This window comes from Rufibacter psychrotolerans, assembly GCF_016924645.1.
In the GTDB taxonomy this organism is placed as follows: domain Bacteria; phylum Bacteroidota; class Bacteroidia; order Cytophagales; family Hymenobacteraceae; genus Nibribacter; species Nibribacter psychrotolerans.
In genome coordinates this window covers 1-21,702 of record NZ_JAFFJV010000009.1, presented here as the reverse complement: position 1 = coordinate 21,702, position 21,702 = coordinate 1, and the positions used below count along the sequence as shown (strand labels likewise).

Below are 21,702 nucleotides of genomic sequence, written 5' to 3'. Positions count from 1 at the left end.
ACCTGCCCCACCACTTCCAGGCTTATGGCGCTTGCCTGTATTTGAACCCAGACTCAACCCCTGCTTTACCTTACCTGTACTATATATAAAAGGAAGCAGGTAGCGGCCAATGGCTGCTACCTGCTCACTCCTATCAATCCAACTCTTCTATCTAACCATGATCCGTTGCGTGGTGCTCACTCCGTTGGCGGTAACTGAGATCAGGTACACACCTGCTTTCAGGCCTAGGCCACTCAGGTTCACCGGCACTTCAGACCCCATGCTGGCCAGCACCTGCTGGTGCAACACCCTGCCGCTCATGTCTACCAGCCGGATGGTAGCGTTCCCTTCAAGGGGCGCCTGGAAGCGCAGGCTTACCGTACCGTTGGTGACCGGGTTGGGGTACACGCTCATGGCGGTTGAGTTTCCGGCGGAAGTGTGTTTCACCGCTATCACTTTGGAGTACTCAAAGGCGTTGTCAAAATCTAGCTGCTTCAGGCGGTAGTACGCAGTACCCTGCACGCCGCGGTCTGTGAAGGAGTACTCTACCATGGCAGAGGAATTTCCCTGGCCTTTCACCTGGCCCACTTTCACAAAGTCCCGGCCGTTCAGGCTGCGCTCTATCTCAAAGCGGTCGTTGTTGATCTCAGAGGCCGTTGCCCAGGTCAGCTCTACCGCCCCGTTGCGGGACACCCCGTCAAAGCGGGTGAGGCTTACCGGAAGCGGGTTCCCCAGTCCGCAGTTGGTCACCACTACGCTTGCTTCGGCCGTCTGGGTGCCGCAGTCATTGGTCGCCGTTACCCTGATGGTTTGGGGCTGGCCCAGCTGCTCTTCTTCAAACACGGCCACTACGGTTACGTACCCATTGCCTTCCTCCAACACCACAAAGCTTTCGGGTACTTCAAAGGTGTAGGTTACGCCCTCTTGTACCTGGGCCACACTGAAGGTGGTCGGCTCATCGGCCAGGTTGCAGATAGTGTCTGGGGCCACCAGTTGCACGGTGGGCACCTGGCACACGCCGCCGCCGCAGGCTTCATTGGTTTCAACAAACAGGGCATCAGAGGCCTGGTTGCAGTAGCCTTTTTTAGAGCCGCCTACCCCATTGCCGTTGTTGCCGTTGCCGCTGGCCGGCGTTTTGTCCATCACGTAAACGCTAACCTCTCCGTCGGTAGCACCCGGAATAACCACCAGTTTGTCGGTACCCTGGCCGCTCTGAATCTTCCAGTCCGCGGGCACAGTCCAGTTGAAGGTGAATTTCCCCTTGGCTTTTGCTTTTCCCTTGCCTTTCTCCACTGAGGCGGTGTAGGTCTGGGGCTCGTTCACGCAGACAGAATCTGGTCCTGCGATCTTTACCTCAAAGTCTTTGCCCGGCTTTACCGGAAGCGTGGCCACCTTGGTGCCGCATACCGGGTCTGTCACTTTCACTTTCATGGTACCGCTTTTCTGGCCCACCCGCACCGTCACGCAGGAAGTACCCTGGCCCGACAAGATCTCCCAACCTACCGGCGGTTCCCCGGCCTGGGCTCTTGGCACGTCCCACTCAAAGGAAGTGTAGTTGCGGTCGTCTTCAATACAATAGACTTCAATATCACCCGGACATGGATGCTGATTACCGGAGATTGGTCTGGGTTGAGAGGTATTACATTGAGCTTGCGCTTGCCCAACAACGGCTAAAAGTATAAGCATAAGGGTGCCGGCCCATGAAAGTACAGTTTTTTTCATGATAGGATTATTTTAAGTAGACTTGGATTGTAATTGGACGTAGTTGTCCTGGGTCCTTTTGGGGAAGGATGGTATTGGGAACGGAAAATGAAGAAGGACCGAAGCGTTTGCCGCGGGCTTTTTCTTATCTATTCAAGCAGAGGGGAAAGTATTGGTTGCTTCATGGTTTCTGGCTTGGGGTCTCAGTTAAACAACTTGGTTATTTTCTATTTTAGTTTCTATAGGCTTTAACGACCCGCCCTACCTTCGGTTTCACGCAATTGAATTTTAGAAAAATTTTACAAACATATTATTTATTATATCCTATTAATTTGCTAAACATTTGGCTAAAACCGACTAAAAACGCCTTTATTAGAACAAAGCCCAGTTTTTGCCTATTGCATTTTTACCATCTGCTTCAAAATAAAACCCAATCAAACATTTATATATAGTACAATTTACATACCTAAACATAGCTATATATTACACCGCCTACATTACAGGGCACCAGACCGTCTGTTGCAACAAAAAGAGAGTGGTTTGGCAGAAAAGCCTATCTTTACAGACCGTTACTAGAAAGCCCGTGTCTTTCTTCACCGGCTTACCATTCAAGAAGATCTAGAACAATGAACGTGACATTTGATGATTTTAACCTGCAGCCAGACCTGCTAGAAGGCATAAGGTCTATGGGCTACAAGCAGGCTACTCCTATTCAGGCGCAGGCCATTCCGCACATATTAGAAGCAAAAGACCTGATTGCCTGCGCGCAGACCGGTACCGGTAAAACCGCCGCGTTTCTGGTGCCTACCCTCAGCAAGATTTCCGAAGCCCGGTTTGACTTTACCAGCACCCTGGTGCTGGTACCCACCCGCGAACTCGCCAAGCAGATAGACGACCAGGTAGAAGGCCTCAGCTACTTTACCGGCGCCACCTCCATTGCCATTTACGGGGGCAACAACGCCCAGAACTGGGACCAGCAGAAGAAGGCCCTTACCAGCGGGGCCGACATTATCATTGCCACCCCCGGCCGCCTGATTGCCCACATGCAGATGGGCTATGTGAAGCTGGACAAGCTAAAGTACCTGATCCTGGACGAGGCCGACAAGATGCTGGACATGGGCTTTATGGATGACCTGATGAAGATCATTTCGCAGCTGCCCAAAGAGCGCCAGACCCTGCTGTTTTCGGCCACCATGCCGCCCAAGATTCGGCAATTTGCCAAGCAGATCCTGCAGGAACCCGAAGAGATAAGTCTTTCCATCTCCAAGCCGGCCGCCAACATTGACCAGCAGATTTACCTGGTGTATGACAACCAGAAACTGAAGGTGCTGCAGCACATCTTAAAAGACGCCGAGGTGCAGTCCATGATCTTGTTCACCTCCCGCAAGAACGCGGTAAACGAGATTGTACGCTCCCTGCAGAAGATGGGCTTTGAGGCAGAGGGCATCAGCTCTGACCGTACCCAGGAAGAGCGTGAGGCCACCCTGCAGCGCTTCCGGAACAAGCAGCTCCAGGTACTGGTTGCCACCGACGTGATGTCCAGGGGGATTGACGTAGAAGGCATCAGCCACGTGGTGAACTTTGACGTGCCCCAGGATGCGGAGGACTACGTGCACCGCATTGGCCGTACGGCCCGGGCTGCCACCTCTGGTACCGCCATCACCTTTGTGAACGAGCAGGACCAGGAGCGTTTGGTTAAGATTGAAAAGCTGATTGAGCGGGAATTGCCCAAATTGCCGCTGCCGGCGGGTCTGGGCGAGGGACCGGCGTTTGATCCGGTGGGCAACAGCCGCCGGGGAGGCCGGGGCCGGGGCGCCTCTTCGCACGGCAAAGGCAGCCGCCCTGCCGGGGGCGAACGCGGCGAGGGCCGCCGCAGAGAAGGCGGAGCCAGCCGTGACCGCGACCGCAGAAGAGAAGGCAAGCCGCGTGGCGAAAAGCCAGCAGGTGCCAGCCCGGAAGCCGCCGCACCTCGTCCACCCAGACAGGAAGGACAACCCCAGGCCACCCAAGGCCAAAGCGAGGAAGTAAAGCGCAAAAAGAAACGCCGCAAGAAACCCGCTAACCGCAAGCCCGCCGAAGGCAGCCAGCCAACGGCGACATCCACTTCTGCGGAGTAACTGTTGTCTGACAACAATCATGGGTGGCTGTTTTGGGGTTTTTTACCCACCAACACCCCAAAACCGGACTCCCCTTTTTTTGCCTTAGCTGCTTCTCTTTTCTTTCATCGCTGCTCAAGCGTTTGTCAGCCAACCGGTTCATAACCTTGATGAACGTCTAACCTGATACCTTTCTCAGAAGAAGCTCAGGGCGTCTTGTCTTAACACTACGTTGGTATTCTCACGGTACTGCCAATGGTTGGAGGCGACCTCCTTCACCATAGTCACAAACACTAGGTTAGTATTCTCGTCCCCTTCAAGCCTAGCTTGGCTTGCTTCTTTCCAGCCTACTAATCACAAGTACTGATTGGGCTAGCATTTCGGGTTCTTGCGCATAGACATTGAATCTCCCCTCCAATATAGGTTAGAAGTAGAAACCTTCATTTATGTTCATCCATGAATCAATGTTCCTAGATGGATGCAGCTTTTCCTCGGTCTGTCCCCCAACAGACCGAAACGCCCATTTCGAGATTGCAAACAGGAAACCACCATCTTTCACGTCTGGTTTGGCCTGTCAGGGGACAGGCCAAGGGGACAAAGCAACCAGAAGTTGTATGAAAATAAAGGAAGAGGACAGGAGAAACGGAAGCACCTTACGGAAAATGGCCCCGAAACCTAGTATTAATCCACTCTTCTCTGGAGCCTTCCCCAGAGCCTGCCTCGCCCCACTTAAAGCCGCCAGCTTCTTTACCGCATCACTCCTCCTATCCGCTGCGGCGGCCATCCAGGTCTGTTAGAATTACGGGTGAATAGTTGATTTCCACATATTATTAAATTAATTTAGGTAATCAATTCCACTTTCCACACCCCACGGGTACCGGCTGGCCGGCCGGTCTATGATACTGCCGCTCGCATTTGTTAAGGTCGCCCATCTGGCTTTCCATGGAGTCTGTATTAAAGAAAAATAAAGAGAAGTTCATCTTGCTCAGCCTAGATGAATTTGCAAAGTGGCTCCCCGCGCATCTGCCTGCCCGGCAGGTTACCACCATCCAGAACCACCACACCTACCAACCCGACTACTGGAGCTTCGCCAAGGCAAAGAACCACTTTGAGCTGCTGCGGGGCATGGAAAACTACCACACCAGAATCAACGGCTGGCAGGACATTGGCCAGCACCTCACCACTTTCCCCGATGGCAAGGTGGCCGTGTGCCGCAACTTTGAAACGGCGCCGGCCTGCATTAAGGGCAACAATACCGGCGGCTTCTGCCTGGAGCACGTGGGCAACTTTGACCTGGGCAAAGACCAGATGTCTGAGGCTCACCGGCAGACCATTGTGGTGGTGAATGCACTGCTGTGCCACCACCTGGGCCTGGTCCCTTCCACCGCCACTATTATCTACCACCACTGGTATGACCTGGCCACCGGCAAGCGGGACAAGATTGCCGAACAGGCCAGCAAGACTGCCAACACCAAAACCTGCCCGGGCACGGCGTTCTTCCAGGGCAATACCGTTACGGCCGCCCGGCAGTACTTTATTCCGCTGGTGCAAGCCACCCTGGACAACCTCCTGCTGCACAAGGCACTCTCAGATGTACTGGCAAACTCCGCCCCTGCAATCTCCCAGCCAGCGGCTTCAGCTCCGGCTCTGGTGAAGATGGTGGTAAAAGCCCGGTCTTTGTACGTGAGGCCCTCGCCCAGCGTGGCGGGCCAGGCCATCAATGCCCTCAGGAAAGGAGATATTGTTACCTGCTACGACGTAGCCGGAAAATGGCACCGCATTCACCCCATAGAACAGCAATGGGTAGCGTCTAAATGGCTGGAAGAAGCCTAGCCTCTTCCTATGCGCAGAAATGAAAGCCTAAACAAACAGCATCATGGCTCCAAACCGAACAACCGTAAACATGCGCGAATTCACCACCGGCAACGGGCGCGTACGCGCAATGCTGGACCAGCTCAAGGAAGACCTGCAGGGCAAAGAGTTCTCAGATGTGATAGACGCCCAGGGCCACCAGTATGTAGACCTGGTGATGGAGGGTGGCGGCATGCTGGGCATTGCGCTGGTGGGCTACGTATACACCCTGGAGGAAATGGGCATCCGTTTCCTGCAACTGGGCGGCACCTCGGCGGGCTCCATCAACGCCCTGCTCATGGCCGCCGCCGGCCACCGCACCGAAAAAACCAGCACCTGGATCTTGGAGGAACTGGCCAACCAGGACTTCTACCAATTTGTAGACGGCGATGATGACGCCAAAGACTTTATTGAGGCCATCCTGCACAAAAGAAAGTGGTACACCCAGCTGTTCAAGACCACGCAGGTCCTGGACAACTTCCGCGAAGACTTTGGGTTAAACCCCGGCACCGCGTTCCACCGCTGGATGAAGGCCCTGCTGGCTAAGAAAAAGGTAGACACCCTGCAGAAACTACGCGAGCGCCGCAAAGAAGGCCTCAGTGACTTGTTCCTCCGGAACTCCGATGCGGTGTACCGGCACCAGAAAGCCGAGCGGCTGGCCCTCATTGCGGCCGACGTGACCACGCAGACCAAGGTGGTGTTCCCCGAGATGGCTGACCTGTACTGGAAAACGCCTGAACTGGTAAACCCCGCCGACTTTGTGCGGGCCTCCATGTCCATCCCGTTCTTCTTCCAGCCGTACCGGATTAAGAACCTTCCGTTCAGTGACGGGTCCTTCGCCCGCTGGCGCGAGGTGGGCTACTGCGGCAACGTGCCAGACGAAGTCATCTTTGTGGACGGCGGCATCATGTCCAACTTCCCCATTGACCTGTTCCATGAGCACGGCAAGGTACCCAAGGCGCCTACCTTCGGGGTGAAACTGGGCGTTGACCGCCACTCGCCCAAGGTGGTGCACAAGATCACCGATCTGGTGGTGGCCATCTTTGACGCGGCCCGGCAGGTGCACGACTTTGACTTTATCCTGCGCAACCCAGATTACAAGCACCTGGTGCAGTGCCTGCCCACCGACGAACTCAACTGGCTGGACTTTAACATGAGCAACGCCGACAAAATCAAGCTGTTTGAGATTGGCGTGAAAGGCGCCGCCGATTTTCTGAGGACCTTCAACTGGAAGAAGTACAAGCAGCTTAGGGAAAGGAACGCCACTCCCGCTCCCCGTCCGCCGCTGCCCCTCACGCCCACGCCCAACTAGGGCCTTGGTCAAAAAAGCAGCGCCGTTTAGGGGCCGTTTTTGGTAAAACGGGCCCTAAACGGCGCTAGCCGTGAGGTAAATAGCCCCACCTCGGCCGTGGGCTAACTGGCTACCGGCAGCTTACCTGTCCAGCAGCAGCCCTATGCCCAGGAGCACCACAAAGCAAAGGGTGGAGAGCGACATCTGCTTCAGGAGGGGGTCCAGCTCGGAGGGAGTTTGCCGGCGCTTCACTTCGCGCCCGTTATAGGCCAGCAACGGCACGGCCCCCAGAAACAGCCAGGGCCAATACGTGGCGTTCTCCCGCACCCACACAAACACCACCGCGCAGGCAATGCCCGCCAACAGCAGCAGCCAATGGTACCTCCGGGCCCGCAGCGCCCCCAACCGCACCGGCACCGACCGCTTCCCGGCCAGTTCATCTGACTTCATGTCGCGGATGTTGTTCACGTTGAGCACCGCCGCCGAGAAAAAGCCCAGGCTGGAGGCCGGCAGCAGCAGCTCAGAGAAAAGGCGTTCGGTTTGTAGAAAGTAGGTGCCCAGCACGCCCACCCAGCCAAAGAAAAAGAACACCGAGATATCGCCTAGCCCGGCGTAGCCGTAGGGTTTGCTCCCGTTGGTGTACCCAATGGCCGCCCAAATGGCCCCCAGGCCCAGCACCAGGAAAAACAGGAACAGGTACAGGCCCGAAGTGCCCAGGGCCACCCACAGCAGCGCAATGCCAGACACCAAAGACAACCCGCTGAATACCACAATGGCCGCCCGCATCTGCCCCGGCGAGATCTGGCCCGCCTGCACCGCGCGCTTGGGGCCCTCACGGTGCTGGCTGTCGGCTCCGTGTTTGGTGTCGCCGTAGTCGTTGGCCAGGTTGGAAAGGATCTGCAGGAACAGCGTGGTGAGCACGCACAGCAGCAGCACCGGCCACTTAGAAAGATGATCGGCGGCCGCCAGAAAGCCGCCCATGCCAATACAGGACAAAGAAAGGGGCAGCGTGCGCAACCGGAAAGCCGATACCCACGTGCCCGCAGTTGGCCGTTTTAGGGCCGTTTCTTCTACATTCACTTAAAATTGCTTAGCTGTTGATGTCACGCAGCAACTCCTCGCTCAGAGGAGACACTTTGGAAGGATAGAATTTAAGAAGCTTGCCGTCTTCAGAGACCAGGTATTTGCAGAAGTTCCAGGTGGGTGCCTGGGCGTTGCTGCCGTTGCTGTCCTTGCTGGTGAGCCATTGGTAGAGCGGCTGCTGCGCTGCCCCCACCACTGAGGCCTTCTGGAACAGCGGGAACGTTACCCCAAAGTTCTTCTGGCAGAATTGCGCAATCTCCTCATTGGAGCCTTTTTCCTGGTTCCCGAAGTCGTTGGCCGGGAAGCCCAGCACCACCACTTTGTCGCCGTGCAGCTTGTGGAGCTTTTCCAGGTCGGCGTACTGGGGCGTGTACCCGCACTCAGAGGCCACGTTCACAATCAGGAGCTTCTTGCCCTTGTATTTCTCCAGGCTGGTTTCCTTGCCATCAATGGTGCGCAGGGGAATGTTGTAAATTGAGGTGGTAGCCGCTGTATTCATGGTGGTAGCTGTTGGTTGGTCTTGGGTGGAGGCCGCCGGCGAAGAACAGGCGGTTAACAGCGTAAGCGAGAAAAGGGTGATGAGCTGTAGCATGGCTTTTAATGGGTTAGGTTCTCCTTAACCGCCGCAACGCGGTTATGTTTTTCTGCAGGGAAAGCGGGCAAGCCGAAAAGTGGTTTTCGGGCTAATTTTCTAAAATTACGCTAAAAACCACTTCTCCGCCTGCCGCTCTGTCTTATACGTAAAAACGCCAGACTACATTCTGTCTGGCACCGCAATGCCCAGCAAGCCCATCATCTGCTTCAGGGTTTTGGCCACCTGGGCCGACAGGGCAATCCGGAAGCTCAGCCTCTGCGGGTTGGCCTCCTGGAAGATGGGCACCTCGGTGTAGAAGCGGTTGTAGGCCTTGGCCACGTCAAAGGCGTACTGCGCAATGATGGAGGGCGCGTAATTGCGGGCCGCGTCGCTGATGATGGTGTCTGCGTAGTTGAGCAGCACCAGGGCTTCGCGCTCGGTTTCGTGCAGTTGCTCTACGCCGGCAAACGCCTCTGCCCCGGCAGAAATGCCCAGTTCATTCGCTTTCCGCTGAATGGCCGCAATACGCGCGTGGGTGTACTGGATAAACGGCCCGGTGTTGCCCTTGAAGTCAATGGATTCCTCGGGGTTGAAGAGCATCCGTTTCTTGGGGTCTACCTTCAGCAGGAAGTATTTGAGCGCGCCCATGGCCAGGGTATGGTACAGCTGCTGCGCCTCCTCTGGGGTGAAGCCTTCAATCTTGCCCAGCTCGTCGGTTTTCTGGCGGGCGGTGTCTATCATCTCGTCTACCAGCTCATCGGCATCCACCACGGTGCCCTCGCGCGATTTCATCTTGCCGCTGGGCAGGTCCACCATGCCGTATGACAGGTGGTAAATGCCGTCGGCGTAGGGTTTCTGCAGTTTCTTCAGGATGGCTTTGAGTACCTGGAAATGGTAGTTCTGCTCATCGGCCACCACGTACACGCTTTGATCGTAGTGGAAATCCTGATATTTTAATTCGGCGGTGCCGAGGTCCTGCGTGATGTACACCGAAGTTCCGTCGGCGCGCAGCACCAGCTTCTCGTCCAGACCTTCCTCCGTGAGGTCAATCCAAACGGAACCGTCGGGTTTCTTGAAGAACACGCCTTTTTCCAGGCCTTCCTCCACGCGGTCCTTGCCTAATAAATAGGTGCCGGATTCGTAGTAGAACTTGTCAAAGTCTACGCCTATGTTTTTGTAGGTGGCGTTGAAGCCCTCGTACACCCAGCCGTTCATCTTCTCCCACAGCGCGATGGTAGCCGGGTCATGCTGCTCCCATTTCTGGAGCATTTCCTGGGCTTCCAGCATGAGCGGAGCCTGCTTTTTGGCCTGCTCCTTGTCCATGCCCTGGGCTACCAGCTCATCTATCTCTTTCTTGTAGGCTTTGTCAAACTCCACGTAGTACTTGCCCACCAGGTGGTCACCTTTGATGCCGGAGCTTTCAGGGGTTTCGCCCTGCCCGAACTTCTCGTACGCAATCATGGACTTGCAGATGTGGATGCCGCGGTCGTTCACCAGGTTGGCTTTGATCACGTCATACCCGGCGGCTTTCAAAATCTCTGCCACGGAGTAGCCCAGGAAATTGTTGCGCAGGTGCCCCAGATGCAGGGGCTTGTTGGTGTTGGGCGAAGAGTACTCCACTACCACGCGCTGTTTTGGGTCGGTTTCGGCCAAATCAGCCCCAAAACCCGACACCTGCTGGGCAAACTGCTCCAGCCACACGCTGTCTTTGATCTCAATGTTCAGGAAGCCTTTGACCACGTTGTAACCGGCCACTTGCGGGGCATTCTGCTTGAGCGACTCGCCCAGCGCCTGGCCAATCTGCTCTGGGCCTTTGCCCAGGGCTTTGGTCAGCGGAAAGGTGACAAACGTGAACGTGCCGGCAAACTCCTTGCGGGTGGGCTGCAGGTTGATCTGCTGGGCGGGCAACGTATGCTGGAAGGTATCTTGCAAGGCCTGGCTCAGGGCCAGGGCAATCTGGTTCTCAAGTTGTTTCATTGGTTCTTACGCAGTAGGCGCCGCCTGGGCTTCCTGGGCCAAACGGTTCTGAATCGCTTCAGTGGTGTATTCTAATATGTCAAAGGCGTTTTGCGCCATGGTATTCTCGGCATCCAGCGTGGGGTTGATCTCCACCATCTCAAAGCACACTACTTTGGGGTGGCTCACCAGGTGGTAGCACAGCTGCTTGGCCTGCTCCACGTTCAGGCCTACCTCTACCGGCGTACCGGTGCCCTTGGAGAACTTGGAGTCCAGGCTGTCTACGTCAAAAGACACGTAGATCAGGTCGCAGTCGCGCAGGCGGTAGAGGGCTTCCTCGGCTACTTGTTCCACGCCTTTGGCAATCACTTCTGGGTAGGTGAAGTTCTTGATGTTGTGCTTGTCAAACAGGTACACCTCGGGCTTCTCGTAGCTGCGGGTCACAATGTAGACAATGTTCTCGTGCCTGATCTTGGGCTCCTCGGTGCCCACTTTTTTCAAAGACTCCCAGAAGAAAATGGTCTCCTGGTCGGGCTCGTTGGTTTTGCAGTCCAGGTTGTCTTCGCCCAGGGAGGCCGCCAGCGGCATGCCGTGCATGTTGCCAGACGGCGTGGTGTAGGGCGAGTGGATATCGGCGTGGGCGTCTACCCAGATCACGCCCAGGGTTTTGTCTGGGTACGTGGCCTTGATGCCGGCAATGGTACCGCCGGCGTTGGAATGGTCACCGGCCAGCACCAACGGGAACATTCCCAGCTCTAATGTTTGTTCAACAGTGTTGCTGATGCGTTTGTACGTCTGCAGAATGCTGTCAATGTATTTGGCGTGGGGGAAGAGGTTCTTCTCAAACATGACGTCATTGAAGTTGGGCACTTCCACCGAGGTAAAGCGTTTGAAGTAGTCTGAACCTTTGTTCAGGCACGCGATCTTGAGGGCGTCTACGCCTAAACTAGCCCCGCGCTTTCCTGCCCCAAGCTCAGATTTCACTTCTATCAGTCTGATTTTTTTCATGCGAAACGGAAACTAGTTTTTGCAAAGATGGTAAAATACAAGCAATATTGCACGTTACCCGCATTGGGTAAGTTCTTACATTCTAATGGATAAATACACCGATCTCATTCACCAAACCTTTGATTTCCCCACCGAGGAATTCACCGTACATAATAACGAACTCTCTTTCAACGGAATCCCCATGATGGAACTGGTAAAGCAGTACGGGACTCCCCTGCGCCTTACCTACCTTCCTAAAATCAGCTCGCAGATCCAAAAGGCCAAGATCCTGTTCAAGGAGTCTATGGAGAAGCTGAACTACCAGGGAACCTACACTTATTGCTACTGCACCAAGTCTTCGCACTTCTCCTTTGTGCTGGAGGAGGCCCTGAAGAACGACATCCACATTGAAACCTCATCTTCCTTTGACATGCCCATCATCAGGGCGCTGTACGAGAAAGGCAAGGTGAGCAAAGATGTGTTTGTGGTGTGCAACGGCTTTAAGCGCGAGCTGTACCGTAACCACATCACGGCCATGATCAACGACGGCTTCAGGAACGTGACGCCGGTGCTGGACCATTTGGGCGAGATTGACCACTATGAGCAGTTTGTGGAGGGCGAGTGCCAGGTAGGCATCCGGCTGGCGTCTGATGAGGAGCCCAAGTTCCAGTTCTATACCTCGCGCCTGGGCGTGAACTACAATGATGTGGTGAAACTCTATGAGAGCAAGATCAAGGATAATCCTAAGTTCAAGCTCAAGATGCTCCACTACTTCATTAACACGGGCATCAAGGACACCTCTTACTACTGGTCTGAGCTGAGCCGCTTTGTGCACAAGTACTGCGAGCTGAAGAAGCTGTGCCCGGAGCTGGACACCATTGACATTGGCGGCGGTTTCCCCATCAAGACGTCTATCCAGTTTGACTACAACTACCGGTACATGATTGAGGAGATCCTGCGCACCATCCAACGCATCTGTAAGGACGAGGGCGTGCCGGAGCCCAACATCTTCACCGAGTTCGGGATTTACACCGTGGGCGAAAGCGGGGCGCACATCTACTCCATTCTGGACACCAAGCTGCAGAATGACAAGGAGCTGTGGTACATGATTGACGGTTCGTTCATCACCAACCTGCCCGACACCTGGGCCCTGAACCAGCGCTACATCCTACTGGCCTTGAACAACTGGGACAAGAACTACCAGCGTCTGAACCTGGGCGGCCTCACCTGCGACAGCCAGGACTACTACAACTCTGAGATGCACTCGTTCCAGGTGTTCTTGCCCAAGATTCAGAAAGAGCAGGAAGAGCCGCAGTACATTGGCTTCTTCCACACCGGGGCGTACCAGGAAAGCCTCAGCGGATACGGCGGCATCAAACATTGTCTTATTCCGGCACCCAAGCACGTGATCATTGACCGCGAGGCAGACGGAAGCCTGAAATCATGGGTGTTTGCCGAGGAGCAGGACGTGGAATCTATGCTTGAAATACTAGGGTATAAGTAAGAATGGTAGGATTAGGAAATATTTTTCCTAATCCTACATCATTCCTAAACAAAAACCGTAGATTTGGAGTAAGATACCTCAAATGTTGTACAATAATTATATGAAGAACCTTTTCCTACTAGCTTCCATCTGTACGCTGGGCTTTGCCTCCTGCAAATCATCTACTTGCCCCGCCTACACTCAGAAATCAGACCGCTCGGTGGAGCAAAAAGTGATGGTGAAAGCTGTTACTGAAGCTTCTGCAGTGAACAAAGTGAACGGATAACGTTCTTCTGCGCACATAATGACATTGCCTTGAACCGGAAGCTGCTTCCGGTTCTTTTTTTGCCCTCTGCTTTCTTGCGGTGCGCAAGCAAGCCTCGGGTTAACAACATAGCTGCTCCCCTTTCCCGTTTCGGGCTTGTTTTCAGGAAAAAGGCCCCAAAACTCCTTTAGTTGCAAAGCGGTTTACGCCCGCACGCGAATACGTTAAAACGTTAAACTCCTCATTCTCCCTGCCGGGCGATAATCCACTGGGCGGCCTCTAACAAATTACTTTTCTGGTACAGGTGCGTTCCCGGTGGGTGGGGGCCAACCAAGACTGCCGCAACGCCGCACTTGCGGGCGGCCTGTACGTCGCGGGGCTGGTCTCCTACCAGCCAACAAGCCGCAGGGTCCAGCCTAAGCCTGGCCAGGGCCTTCTCCAGCATGAGGCTATCGGGTTTCCTGGCCAGCGATTCTGAGACCGAGGGGTGGCCGGGTGCCATGTACAAGGCGTCTATTATGTTTCCGCAGGCAGTTTGCAGTTTCTGGTGGCAGGCCAGCACATCGACTTTGGTGTACAGGCCCTTGGCGATGCCCGCCTGGTTGGTCACCACTACCAAGAGGTAGCCGTGTTGCTTTAGCAGGTGCAGGGCCTCGGGCACTCCTGGGGCTACTTCAAAATCATCGGGTCGCCAGGTGTAGTCGCCCCGTTCCACGTTCAAGACCCCGTCCCGGTCCAGGAACACCGCTTTGTTGGCTTTGGTCTGGTTCTGCTTTTCCATGGGGCACAAAGTACGCAGAATGGGCGGGTATTTCACAGAAAAGCGTTTTTGGCCTATTTTCTCTGCAATGGGTGTAAAACGTGTTCCTCACTTCTGCGTACGTAGGGACAAACCCACACTTACATTTGGTCCCCCATGCGCGTAGCCATTATTGGAGCAGGAATCTCAGGATTGGCATTGGCTTACTATCTCCAGAAGCTAGGGATACGCTATGACCTTTTTGAAAGCGAAGCCCAGGTAGGAGGCGTGATCAAGAGTACCCGCCAGGGCGCATACCAGCTAGAACTGGGCCCGCACTCGCTGCAGATGAACAAAGACCTGCAGGAGCTGGTGCGGGAGCTCAAGCTGGAAGACCAGGTGGTGCGCCCGGCCACCAACAACCAGAACCGCTACATCAAGAAAGACGGCGAGTATTACTGCATTCCGGCTTCGCCCCGCAAGCTGCTGCTGGACTCCTTCTTTCACTGGCGCACCAAACTCAAGATTACGCAGGAAGCCAAGGTACCGCCCCAAGAAGTACCCGAGGAAACCGTGAGCCATTTTTTCCAGCGCAGGTTTGGGCAGGAGGTGGTAGACTACCTGGTTAAGCCCATGGTGGCCGGCATTTACGCCGGTGACCCAGACAAGCTGCTGCTGGAGAAAACGTTTCCGGTGCTCAAGCAACTGGAGCGAACGCACGGCTCGGTGCTCAAGGGCATAGACCTGCAGAAGGAACTCCCCAGAAAGCCGTACTTCTCGTTGCTCAAGGGTTTGCAGACGCTACCGCAGGCCATTGCCTCCAAGCTGATCTCGCTGCACGTGAACCACAAGGTGGAGATGGTGCACAAAGCCAAGGGCAAGTACCTCCTGAGCATCCAGCACGACGTAGAAGGCCTGGCCGATGAGGAGTTTGACGCCGTGGTGGTGGCCCTGCCCGCTCATGCCGCCGCCGAACTCCTGGACTACACCACCCCGGGGTTTGCCGCCGCCCTCCACAACGTGACCTACGCGCCCATGACGGTGGTGCACACCGCTTATCGGAAGCACGCCGTGGGCTATCCGCTGGATGGTTTTGGCGCCTGGCATCCGCAGAAAGACGAGCCTTTCAGCTCGGGCACTGTCTGGAGCAGCTCGCTGTTTCCCCGGATCTGCCCCGACGATGAGGTCTTGTTCACCTCTTTTGTGGGCGGCAGCCAGGCCCCAGCCCTGGCCTCGCTCCCAGACGCCGACATCCTGCTTCATGTGCACGAGGAGCTGAAGAAAGATTACGCCATCTCCTCTAACCTGCCCGTGTTTCAGCATTGTTACCGGTGGCCCGCCTCCCTGCCCCAGGCAGATTTGTTCATCACCGATGCTCATCTGATGGCGGAGAGGATGGAGCAGGATCACCTGTTTGCCTGCGCCAACTGGATTGCCGGGCCCACCGTAGCAGACTGCATCAAGTACGCCAAGCGGCTCGCCCAGAAAATATATTCCCTGCGCCTTTCGCTCCAATAAGCCCCCATCGGTTATATTTGGGGGATGAAAGAGTCTGTGGTGGTCATCCCGACCTACAATGAAATAGAAAACATTGAGGCTATTATTAGAGCGGTTTTCTCCCTCCCACATCCTTTCCATTTACTGATTGTTGACGACAACTCGCCCGACGGCACCGCCGAGGCGGTCATGCGCCTGCAGGCGGAGTTCCCCGACCGGCTTTTCCTGGAGCAGCGCAAAGGCAAACTGGGCCTGGGCACCGCCTACATTCACGGGTTCAAGTATGCTCTGCGCAACGGCTACCACTTTATCTTTGAGATGGATGCCGATTTCTCGCACAACCCCCATGACCTCATGCACCTGTACAATGCCTGCGCCTACGAGGGCTATGACCTGGCCATTGGCAGCCGTTACAGCAGCGGGGTAAACGTGGTGAACTGGCCCATGAGCCGGGTGCTCCTCTCCTACTTTGCCAGCCGGTACGTGCGCCTGATCACGGGCATGCCCATCCATGACGCCACGGCGGGGTTCAAATGCTACTCGCGCCGCGTGCTGGAAACCATCAACCTGGACAAAATCCGGTTCATTGGCTACGCCTTCCAGATTGAGATGAAGTTTCTCACCTACAAGTTTGGCTTTAAAATCAAGGAGGTGCCCATCATTTTCACCGACCGCACCAAGGGCCAGTCTAAAATGAGCAAGGGCATCATTAGGGAGGCGTTTCTGGGAGTGATCCAGATGAAGGTGGGCAGTTATTTCCGGCGCTTTGCCCGCTAGGGCTTAGCCCTTGTTTTTGAGCCACTTTCCTGAAATTAGGTCCTAAACCAAGGCCGGCTCAGGCGGGTACGCATGGTTTTGCGGTTCTTTAGGCGTATCTTTCCTCTTTTCCAACTCGGCGGTGATCATGGTTGGCGCCAGATGCGCTCTAAACCGGTACTGTCTAAACTTTAATACCCCTAAACACAGTGAAAACAGATATCATGTTTTGGGTGGGGTTCAATGCCTTTGTCCTCATCTTGCTAGCGTTAGACCTGTTCGTCTTCCACCGAAAAACGCACGTAGTCAAAATCAAAGAGGCCCTGCTCTGGAGTTTGTTCTGGATCCTGCTCTCTTTCGCCTTTAACATTTTCATCTACTACTGGAAAGGCAGCGGCCCGGCGCTGGAATTCCTCACGGCCTACCTCATAGAGAAGTCCCTGAGTGTGGACAACCTGTTTGTCTTCATCCTTATCTTCAACTTCTTCCAGGTGCCGCAGAAATACCAGCACAAGATCCTGTTCTGGGGCGTGTTGGGGGCCTTGTTCTTCAGGGCAGTCTTTATCTTGGTGGGGGTGGCCCTGCTGGCCAAGTTCCACTTTATTGTGTACATCCTGGGCGCGTTCCTGATTTTCACGGGTATCAAGATGGCCACCTCCTCCGGCAACGAAGACATTGACCCGGAGAGCAATCCGGTGGTGAAGTTTGTGAGCCGCTACATGCCCATTACCAACCGCCACTATGAAGACAAGTTCTTTGTACGCTTAGACAAGACCCTCTTTGCCACGCCGCTGTTCCTGGTGTTGGTGATGGTAGAGACCACCGACGTGGTGTTTGCCGCCGACTCTATTCCGGCCATTCTGGCTATCTCCAAAGATCCTTTTATTGTGTACACGTCTAACGTGTTTGCATTGCTGGGCTTGAGGGCGCTTTACTTCGCACTGGCGGGTATCATGCAGTTGTTCCACTACCTGCACTATGGCTTGTCCCTGATTCTGGTGTTCATTGGCGTGAAGCTGGTTATCTCAGAGTTCTACCACATTAACATGGTGTTCGCCCTGGGCGTGGTGGCCTTCATCCTGACTACTTCCGTGATTCTGTCGCTGGTGTTCCCTAAAAAGGAGAAACCTATTGTTCCCCTTCCGGGACAGGAAGAGAATCCGGAAGCCTAGCAGTTCCAGTATTTACAAAACCGCCCCGGGTTTTCAGGCCAATTTCAGCAAAACGGCCTAAAAACCCGGGGCGGTTTGTTTTGTGGGTATTGCGCTTTGGGGTCAGTTTGCCTGGTTTACTGTGCCAAACGTTTTCCTATTGCTTGCCGAACATCGCTGTTTCCTGGCCCTTCTGCCGAAAACGCCGCAAAAACACGGCACCGAAACAGCGGACCCCAGTACCATGATAGTCTGCATAGCACCTATAAAGAAAAGGGCAGCTCTGATTTAGAGCTGCCCTTTTCTTTTGGATATTGGAATCTTAGAAGTCTAGCAGGTCAATGGGCGCCAGCATCTCCATGGTGTCTACCACCTGGGTAGTATCTGGCTTAGGAATGATAAAGCTGCCCGCGCGGCCGCTTAGGTTCACGTACGGCGAAACCCCGGCATGCTCAGAAGGCGAGATAAGCCCGCGCTTGAGCATGTTGCCGCTGATGAGTTTGAAGAAGTACCTGGGGTAAGCCCGCAGCTCGCCATAGCTGTTGAAGTAGGTTCTGTACTGCTTCGGCTTGGGCACAATACTGGCCAGGAACAAGCACTCCTCAAAGGTAAGCTGGTGGGGCTGTTTGGAGAAATAGAACCGGGCCGCTTCCTTGATGCCGTACACGTTGGGGCCCCACTCAATTATGTTCAGGTACACCTCAAACATGCGCTCTTTAGAGGTAAGCCGCTCATTCTCCAAGATCCAGACAATCAGCGCCTCTTCCACTTTTCTGGTGATGGTCTTCTTTCTGGTAAGGAACGCGTTTTTCACCAGTTGCATGGAGATGGTGCTTCCGCCCCGCACAAACGAGTTTTCTTTGATGTTGGTGATGAGCGAATGCCGGAAAGCGCCGTCATGGAACCCTTTGTGGGTAAGGAACCGTGGGTCTTCGGCCGTCATGATGGCGTACTTCAGGTAATCAGGTATCTGGTTGTAGGGCGTGAAATTTGGGTTGGAGGGCCCTACGGCAAACGTCCTCACCACCTTGCCGTTCTCATACACCGAGTGCGTAAATTCTGTGTTCAGTTTCCGAAGGTCGTGCTGCCCAAAATCAGTGATATCAAAGTTGGTGGCATCCAGGTCTGACTCAAACTTGAGGCTGTCTACCCGGGCCATGTCTACGTAGAAGTTCAGGCGGTAGGTAAAACTTCCCGTGGCTTTCATGCCCTGGAACGTGTCAAACAAGCCCGGTGGCATGGAGGCGAACAGGTCATTGGCCGGAATCTCGGGAGAGTTGATCCTGATCCCGATTTTGCGGTTTGGCCGGGTCTCGTAGGTCAGTTCCGGATAAAATACCGCCTTGTTAATGCGCACCTCAGACTCTGGTTCCAGCGCGTAATAATGGTCGCCCAGCGTGATCTTGTACTTTAAAGCCCCGTTCTGCACGGTGACGTTTTCATCCGCAATCTTAGGGTGGTTCAAGACCAGGCCATGGGCGCTGGACTCGCCTCTGATGGTAAGCTGATTGTTCTTGAAAACCTTATCGGTGATGCTCAGGCTGAGGGTATCAAACCGCATGGTCGCGCCAAACTTCTGCTGAATGTACGGCACCTCAATGGTGCGGGACTGGTCATCACCGTACATCTTGGCAGACAGCAGGTACTCATCCGGATCTATCAGGCCCTTCACGTACATGGTATTGGTCACGGAGTCGGTGGTGATGGTCATCCGCGCCGCAATCTCCCCGTCTTCCATGATCATGGTGGGCAACTGCATGTTAATGACACGCCCGTCGCTGCTAAACACTACGCCCAGATTCCTGAAGTTCACCCCATCTGGTACATTCTCAAAGGCGGTTTCTATCAACCTGTTCAACAGAGTACCGTAATTAGAGCGCTTGGCGGTGGTGTCTACCGGTTCATTGCTAGCTTGCTTTCGGTAGAGGAAAGAGAAATTATCGGTGCTGTCTTTCTTGAAAGCGGTGATTACCCCGTTGGCCATGTCAAACTGCTTGAAGACCATCCTCCCCAGAAAAAGGGACCTGAAACTAACGGTGGCCTCCACGGTATCAATCTGCAAGAGCTTTGGTTGGCCATCGGGCAGCAAGGCAATGTTGGTCACCAGAACCGTGTTGAAATCGGTGAACTGGGCGTCGCCAATCTGCAGTTGGGCGGGATATTTATTGTCTACCTTCTGGATGACTTTGGCTACCGCGTACTTTAAGATTCTCTCGCGGTTAAGCAGGAAGGCCACAAAGCCGATGACCAGAAGCGTGGCAAACACTCCTACTCCTATCAAAAGCTTCTTTTTATTCCTGATAAAAAACTCTGTGAACTTAGACAAGGTGATTTCTGGGTTAGTTGTAATATGGAGTCAAAAATATACTATACCCCACTATGCAAAACTAATGCATTCCCCGCATACATCACAATGAGCGGGCATTGCAACTGGGTAAATACGTGAAGTGTAAGATAAAGTTGACCAAACAAAACAACAGAGCCAGACCTTTAAGTTCGCTTCTATAGAGGTTATGAACTTCCTTTATATCTTTGGGTAAAATCCTAGATTATGAATTTATCTGCGCTTACCGCTATCTCCCCTGTTGACGGCAGATACCGTTCCCAAGTAGCCCCCTTAGCCGAATACTTCTCTGAATTTGCCCTGATCAGATACCGTCTCCTAGTTGAAGTAGAATATTTCATTGCCCTGTGTGAGCTGCCACTGCCCCAACTGGAAGGCATGGACACCAGCCTGTTCACGGCCATGCGGGAGATTTACGAGCGCTTCTCCCCGGAAGACGCCGAACAGATCAAAGCTACTGAGAAAATCACCAACCATGATGTGAAAGCGGTGGAGTACTTCCTGAAAGAAAAGCTGGAACTGTTAGGGTTAGGCGAGCAGAAGGAATTTGTACACTTCGGACTAACCTCTCAGGATATCAACAACACGGCTATTCCAATGTCTCTGCAGCTGGCCATTCAGGAGCAATACCTACCGGCCCTGTTCCATTTGCGGGACACACTGGCGGCACTTGCGGTAGAATGGAAAGAAGTGGCCATGCTTGCCCATACCCATGGCCAACCAGCCTCCCCTACTCGTCTTGGAAAAGAAATCCAGGTGTTTGTTGAACGGCTTGAACAGCAACTAACCCTTCTAGAACAGGTTCCTTACGCCGGCAAATTTGGCGGCGCAACTGGAAACTTCAACGCTCATTTTGTAGCCTATCCGTCCATTAACTGGGTAGAGTTCGGGAATAAATTCTTACTGGAGAAGTTAAACCTGCAAAGAAGCCAGGTAACCACCCAGATAGAGCACTATGATCATCTTGCCGCCTTATTTGATGGAATCAAGAGAATCAACACCATACTCATAGACTTTGCCCGCGACGTCTGGCAGTATATCTCCATGGGGTATTTCAAGCAGAAGATCAAAGAAGGAGAAATTGGCTCCTCGGCCATGCCCCACAAGGTTAACCCAATTGACTTTGAGAATGCCGAAGGAAATCTGGGAATGGCCAATGCTATCTTCGCGTACCTGGCAGAAAAACTTCCGGTTTCCCGACTGCAGCGCGATCTCACAGACTCTACAGTTCTGCGTAACGTTGGCGTGCCGGTATCCCATACCTTACTAGCCCTGAACTCTTTGCAAAAAGGAATAGGTAAGCTGCAGTTAAACCAAGAAGCAATACATGCCGACCTGGAAGAAAACTGGGCAGTTGTCGCTGAAGCAATTCAGACCGTACTCAGAAGAGAAGGATACCCTGCACCCTATGAAGCCCTGAAAGGCTTAACCAGAACCAATGAGAAAATTACAGAAGAATCAATCAAAAGCTTTATTGATACCTTAGAAGTGTCAGAACAGTTGAAAGCGGAATTGAAAGCTATCTCTCCTTTTAACTACACCGGTATGACTCTTTACTAACCATGGTAATTGAGTGTCATTAATGATAATTTGGTAAGTACATAAACAAGAAAGGCGGACTTTGTTAGTCCGCCTTTCTTGTTTGGCAAGTATAGCAAGGCCCACCTGCCATGACAGGTGGGCCTCTCTTTTGGTGTCTGCTTATAACTCTGCGGTTGCTCCAAGGTGAGGAGAACAGGCCTGAGGTACCGCAGCCGTGGTTGACGCTGTTCCCCAAGAGCTAGAAGTGAGGGGCAAGCCAAGGCCGAAAAAGGTATAGCACCCTGATGAATAAAGTTCCCTCTCTCATCCCCCCCTGTAGAACGCGGACGCCCACCGCTGCGTTTGTTGCAGGGTGGGCGTGCGTTAGTGGGGGGTTGGCGGCGACCTACTCTCCCGCGTGTGACCGC

General features: G+C 54.0%; 16 protein-coding genes. 9 read left to right on the top strand and 7 right to left on the bottom strand.

Annotated features, from left to right (window positions below; translation table 11 throughout):
• Nucleotides 1–147: 147 nt before the first annotated feature.
• Nucleotides 148–1,701 carry a PKD-like domain-containing protein gene (locus JT718_RS09215; protein WP_205501980.1) on the bottom strand — a complete coding sequence of 518 codons (1,554 nt, stop codon included), beginning with the start codon at nt 1,699–1,701 and terminating at the stop codon, nt 148–150.
• Between the two features lie 605 nt (nt 1,702–2,306).
• On the opposite strand from JT718_RS09215, the gene JT718_RS09210 reads away from it, so the two are divergent.
• The 3 genes from JT718_RS09210 (at nt 2,307) to JT718_RS09200 (ending at nt 6,939) form a co-directional block, all read left to right on the top strand.
• The gene (locus JT718_RS09210) at nt 2,307–3,797 is read left to right on the top strand and encodes a DEAD/DEAH box helicase (RefSeq protein ID WP_240337012.1); all 1,491 of its coding nucleotides are present in this window, start codon (nt 2,307–2,309) and stop codon (nt 3,795–3,797) included.
• 921 nt (nt 3,798–4,718) lie between these two features.
• A complete protein-coding gene (locus JT718_RS09205) occupies nt 4,719–5,609 on the top strand; it encodes an N-acetylmuramoyl-L-alanine amidase (protein WP_205501978.1) in 891 nt (296 codons plus the stop codon).
• Nucleotides 5,610–5,652: 43 nt separating this feature from the next.
• Complete coding sequence (locus JT718_RS09200) at nt 5,653–6,939, top strand: patatin-like phospholipase family protein (protein WP_205501977.1); 1,287 nt, start codon at nt 5,653–5,655, stop codon at nt 6,937–6,939.
• 120 nt (nt 6,940–7,059) lie between these two features.
• Here the strand turns inward: JT718_RS09200 and JT718_RS09195 are convergent, their stop codons facing one another.
• The 4 genes from JT718_RS09195 to JT718_RS09180 all read right to left on the bottom strand — a co-directional run bounded on the left by JT718_RS09195 (nt 7,060) and on the right by JT718_RS09180 (nt 11,539).
• On the bottom strand, nt 7,060–7,998 hold the full coding sequence (locus JT718_RS09195; protein WP_205501975.1) for a 1,4-dihydroxy-2-naphthoate polyprenyltransferase: 939 nt from the start codon (nt 7,996–7,998) through the stop codon (nt 7,060–7,062).
• Between the two features lie 10 nt (nt 7,999–8,008).
• On the bottom strand, nt 8,009–8,593 hold the full coding sequence (locus tag JT718_RS09190) for a glutathione peroxidase (RefSeq protein WP_205501973.1): 585 nt from the start codon (nt 8,591–8,593) through the stop codon (nt 8,009–8,011).
• A gap of 162 nt (nt 8,594–8,755) precedes the next feature.
• Nucleotides 8,756–10,552, bottom strand: a complete 1,797-nt coding sequence (argS, locus tag JT718_RS09185) for an arginine--tRNA ligase (protein ID WP_205501972.1) — start codon at nt 10,550–10,552, stop codon at nt 8,756–8,758.
• A 6-nt stretch (nt 10,553–10,558) separates the two neighbouring features.
• On the bottom strand, nt 10,559–11,539 hold the full coding sequence (locus JT718_RS09180; RefSeq protein WP_205501970.1) for an arginase: 981 nt from the start codon (nt 11,537–11,539) through the stop codon (nt 10,559–10,561).
• Between the two features lie 85 nt (nt 11,540–11,624).
• On the opposite strand from JT718_RS09180, the gene JT718_RS09175 reads away from it, so the two are divergent.
• Complete coding sequence (locus tag JT718_RS09175; protein WP_205501968.1) at nt 11,625–13,022, top strand: type III PLP-dependent enzyme domain-containing protein; 1,398 nt, start codon at nt 11,625–11,627, stop codon at nt 13,020–13,022.
• 100 nt (nt 13,023–13,122) lie between these two features.
• A complete protein-coding gene (locus JT718_RS09170; protein ID WP_205501966.1) occupies nt 13,123–13,287 on the top strand; it encodes a hypothetical protein in 165 nt (54 codons plus the stop codon).
• A gap of 220 nt (nt 13,288–13,507) precedes the next feature.
• Here the strand turns inward: JT718_RS09170 and JT718_RS09165 are convergent, their stop codons facing one another.
• On the bottom strand, nt 13,508–14,047 hold the full coding sequence (locus JT718_RS09165; protein WP_205501965.1) for a D-glycero-alpha-D-manno-heptose-1,7-bisphosphate 7-phosphatase: 540 nt from the start codon (nt 14,045–14,047) through the stop codon (nt 13,508–13,510).
• 135 nt (nt 14,048–14,182) lie between these two features.
• Here JT718_RS09165 and hemG point away from each other — a divergent pair, with 135 nt between their 5' ends.
• The 3 genes from hemG (at nt 14,183) to JT718_RS09150 (ending at nt 17,430) form a co-directional block, all read left to right on the top strand.
• On the top strand, nt 14,183–15,523 hold the full coding sequence (gene hemG / locus JT718_RS09160) for a protoporphyrinogen oxidase (RefSeq protein ID WP_205501964.1): 1,341 nt from the start codon (nt 14,183–14,185) through the stop codon (nt 15,521–15,523).
• 24 nt (nt 15,524–15,547) lie between these two features.
• On the top strand, nt 15,548–16,279 hold the full coding sequence (locus JT718_RS09155; protein ID WP_205501962.1) for a polyprenol monophosphomannose synthase: 732 nt from the start codon (nt 15,548–15,550) through the stop codon (nt 16,277–16,279).
• Nucleotides 16,280–16,467: 188 nt separating this feature from the next.
• Entirely contained in the window at nt 16,468–17,430 is a 963-nt protein-coding gene (locus tag JT718_RS09150; protein WP_317195496.1) for a TerC family protein, read from the top strand.
• Between the two features lie 301 nt (nt 17,431–17,731).
• On the opposite strand, the gene JT718_RS09145 is transcribed toward JT718_RS09150, so the two are convergent.
• The gene (locus tag JT718_RS09145) at nt 17,732–19,690 is read right to left on the bottom strand and encodes a biosynthetic peptidoglycan transglycosylase (RefSeq protein WP_205501960.1); all 1,959 of its coding nucleotides are present in this window, start codon (nt 19,688–19,690) and stop codon (nt 17,732–17,734) included.
• Between the two features lie 270 nt (nt 19,691–19,960).
• On the opposite strand from JT718_RS09145, the gene purB reads away from it, so the two are divergent.
• The gene (purB, locus tag JT718_RS09140) at nt 19,961–21,313 is read left to right on the top strand and encodes an adenylosuccinate lyase (RefSeq protein WP_205501958.1); all 1,353 of its coding nucleotides are present in this window, start codon (nt 19,961–19,963) and stop codon (nt 21,311–21,313) included.
• Nucleotides 21,314–21,702 lie beyond the last annotated feature (389 nt).

What these genes read in the sequence shown, in the direction of transcription:
- JT718_RS09205 (WP_205501978.1), top strand. Translation starts at nt 4,719, where the DNA reads ATGGAGTCTGTATTAAAGAAAAATAAAGAGAAGTTCATCTTGCTCAGC.
- JT718_RS09165 (WP_205501965.1), bottom strand. Translation starts at nt 14,047, where the DNA reads ATGGAAAAGCAGAACCAGACCAAAGCCAACAAAGCGGTGTTCCTGGAC.
- JT718_RS09200 (WP_205501977.1), top strand. Translation starts at nt 5,653, where the DNA reads ATGGCTCCAAACCGAACAACCGTAAACATGCGCGAATTCACCACCGGC.
- JT718_RS09180 (WP_205501970.1), bottom strand. Translation starts at nt 11,539, where the DNA reads ATGAAAAAAATCAGACTGATAGAAGTGAAATCTGAGCTTGGGGCAGGA.
- purB (WP_205501958.1), top strand. Translation starts at nt 19,961, where the DNA reads ATGAATTTATCTGCGCTTACCGCTATCTCCCCTGTTGACGGCAGATAC.
- hemG (WP_205501964.1), top strand. Translation starts at nt 14,183, where the DNA reads ATGCGCGTAGCCATTATTGGAGCAGGAATCTCAGGATTGGCATTGGCT.
- JT718_RS09210 (WP_240337012.1), top strand. Translation starts at nt 2,307, where the DNA reads ATGAACGTGACATTTGATGATTTTAACCTGCAGCCAGACCTGCTAGAA.
- JT718_RS09155 (WP_205501962.1), top strand. Translation starts at nt 15,548, where the DNA reads ATGAAAGAGTCTGTGGTGGTCATCCCGACCTACAATGAAATAGAAAAC.
- argS (WP_205501972.1), bottom strand. Translation starts at nt 10,552, where the DNA reads ATGAAACAACTTGAGAACCAGATTGCCCTGGCCCTGAGCCAGGCCTTG.
- JT718_RS09215 (WP_205501980.1), bottom strand. Translation starts at nt 1,701, where the DNA reads ATGAAAAAAACTGTACTTTCATGGGCCGGCACCCTTATGCTTATACTT.
- JT718_RS09170 (WP_205501966.1), top strand. Translation starts at nt 13,123, where the DNA reads ATGAAGAACCTTTTCCTACTAGCTTCCATCTGTACGCTGGGCTTTGCC.
- JT718_RS09175 (WP_205501968.1), top strand. Translation starts at nt 11,625, where the DNA reads ATGGATAAATACACCGATCTCATTCACCAAACCTTTGATTTCCCCACC.
- JT718_RS09190 (WP_205501973.1), bottom strand. Translation starts at nt 8,593, where the DNA reads ATGCTACAGCTCATCACCCTTTTCTCGCTTACGCTGTTAACCGCCTGT.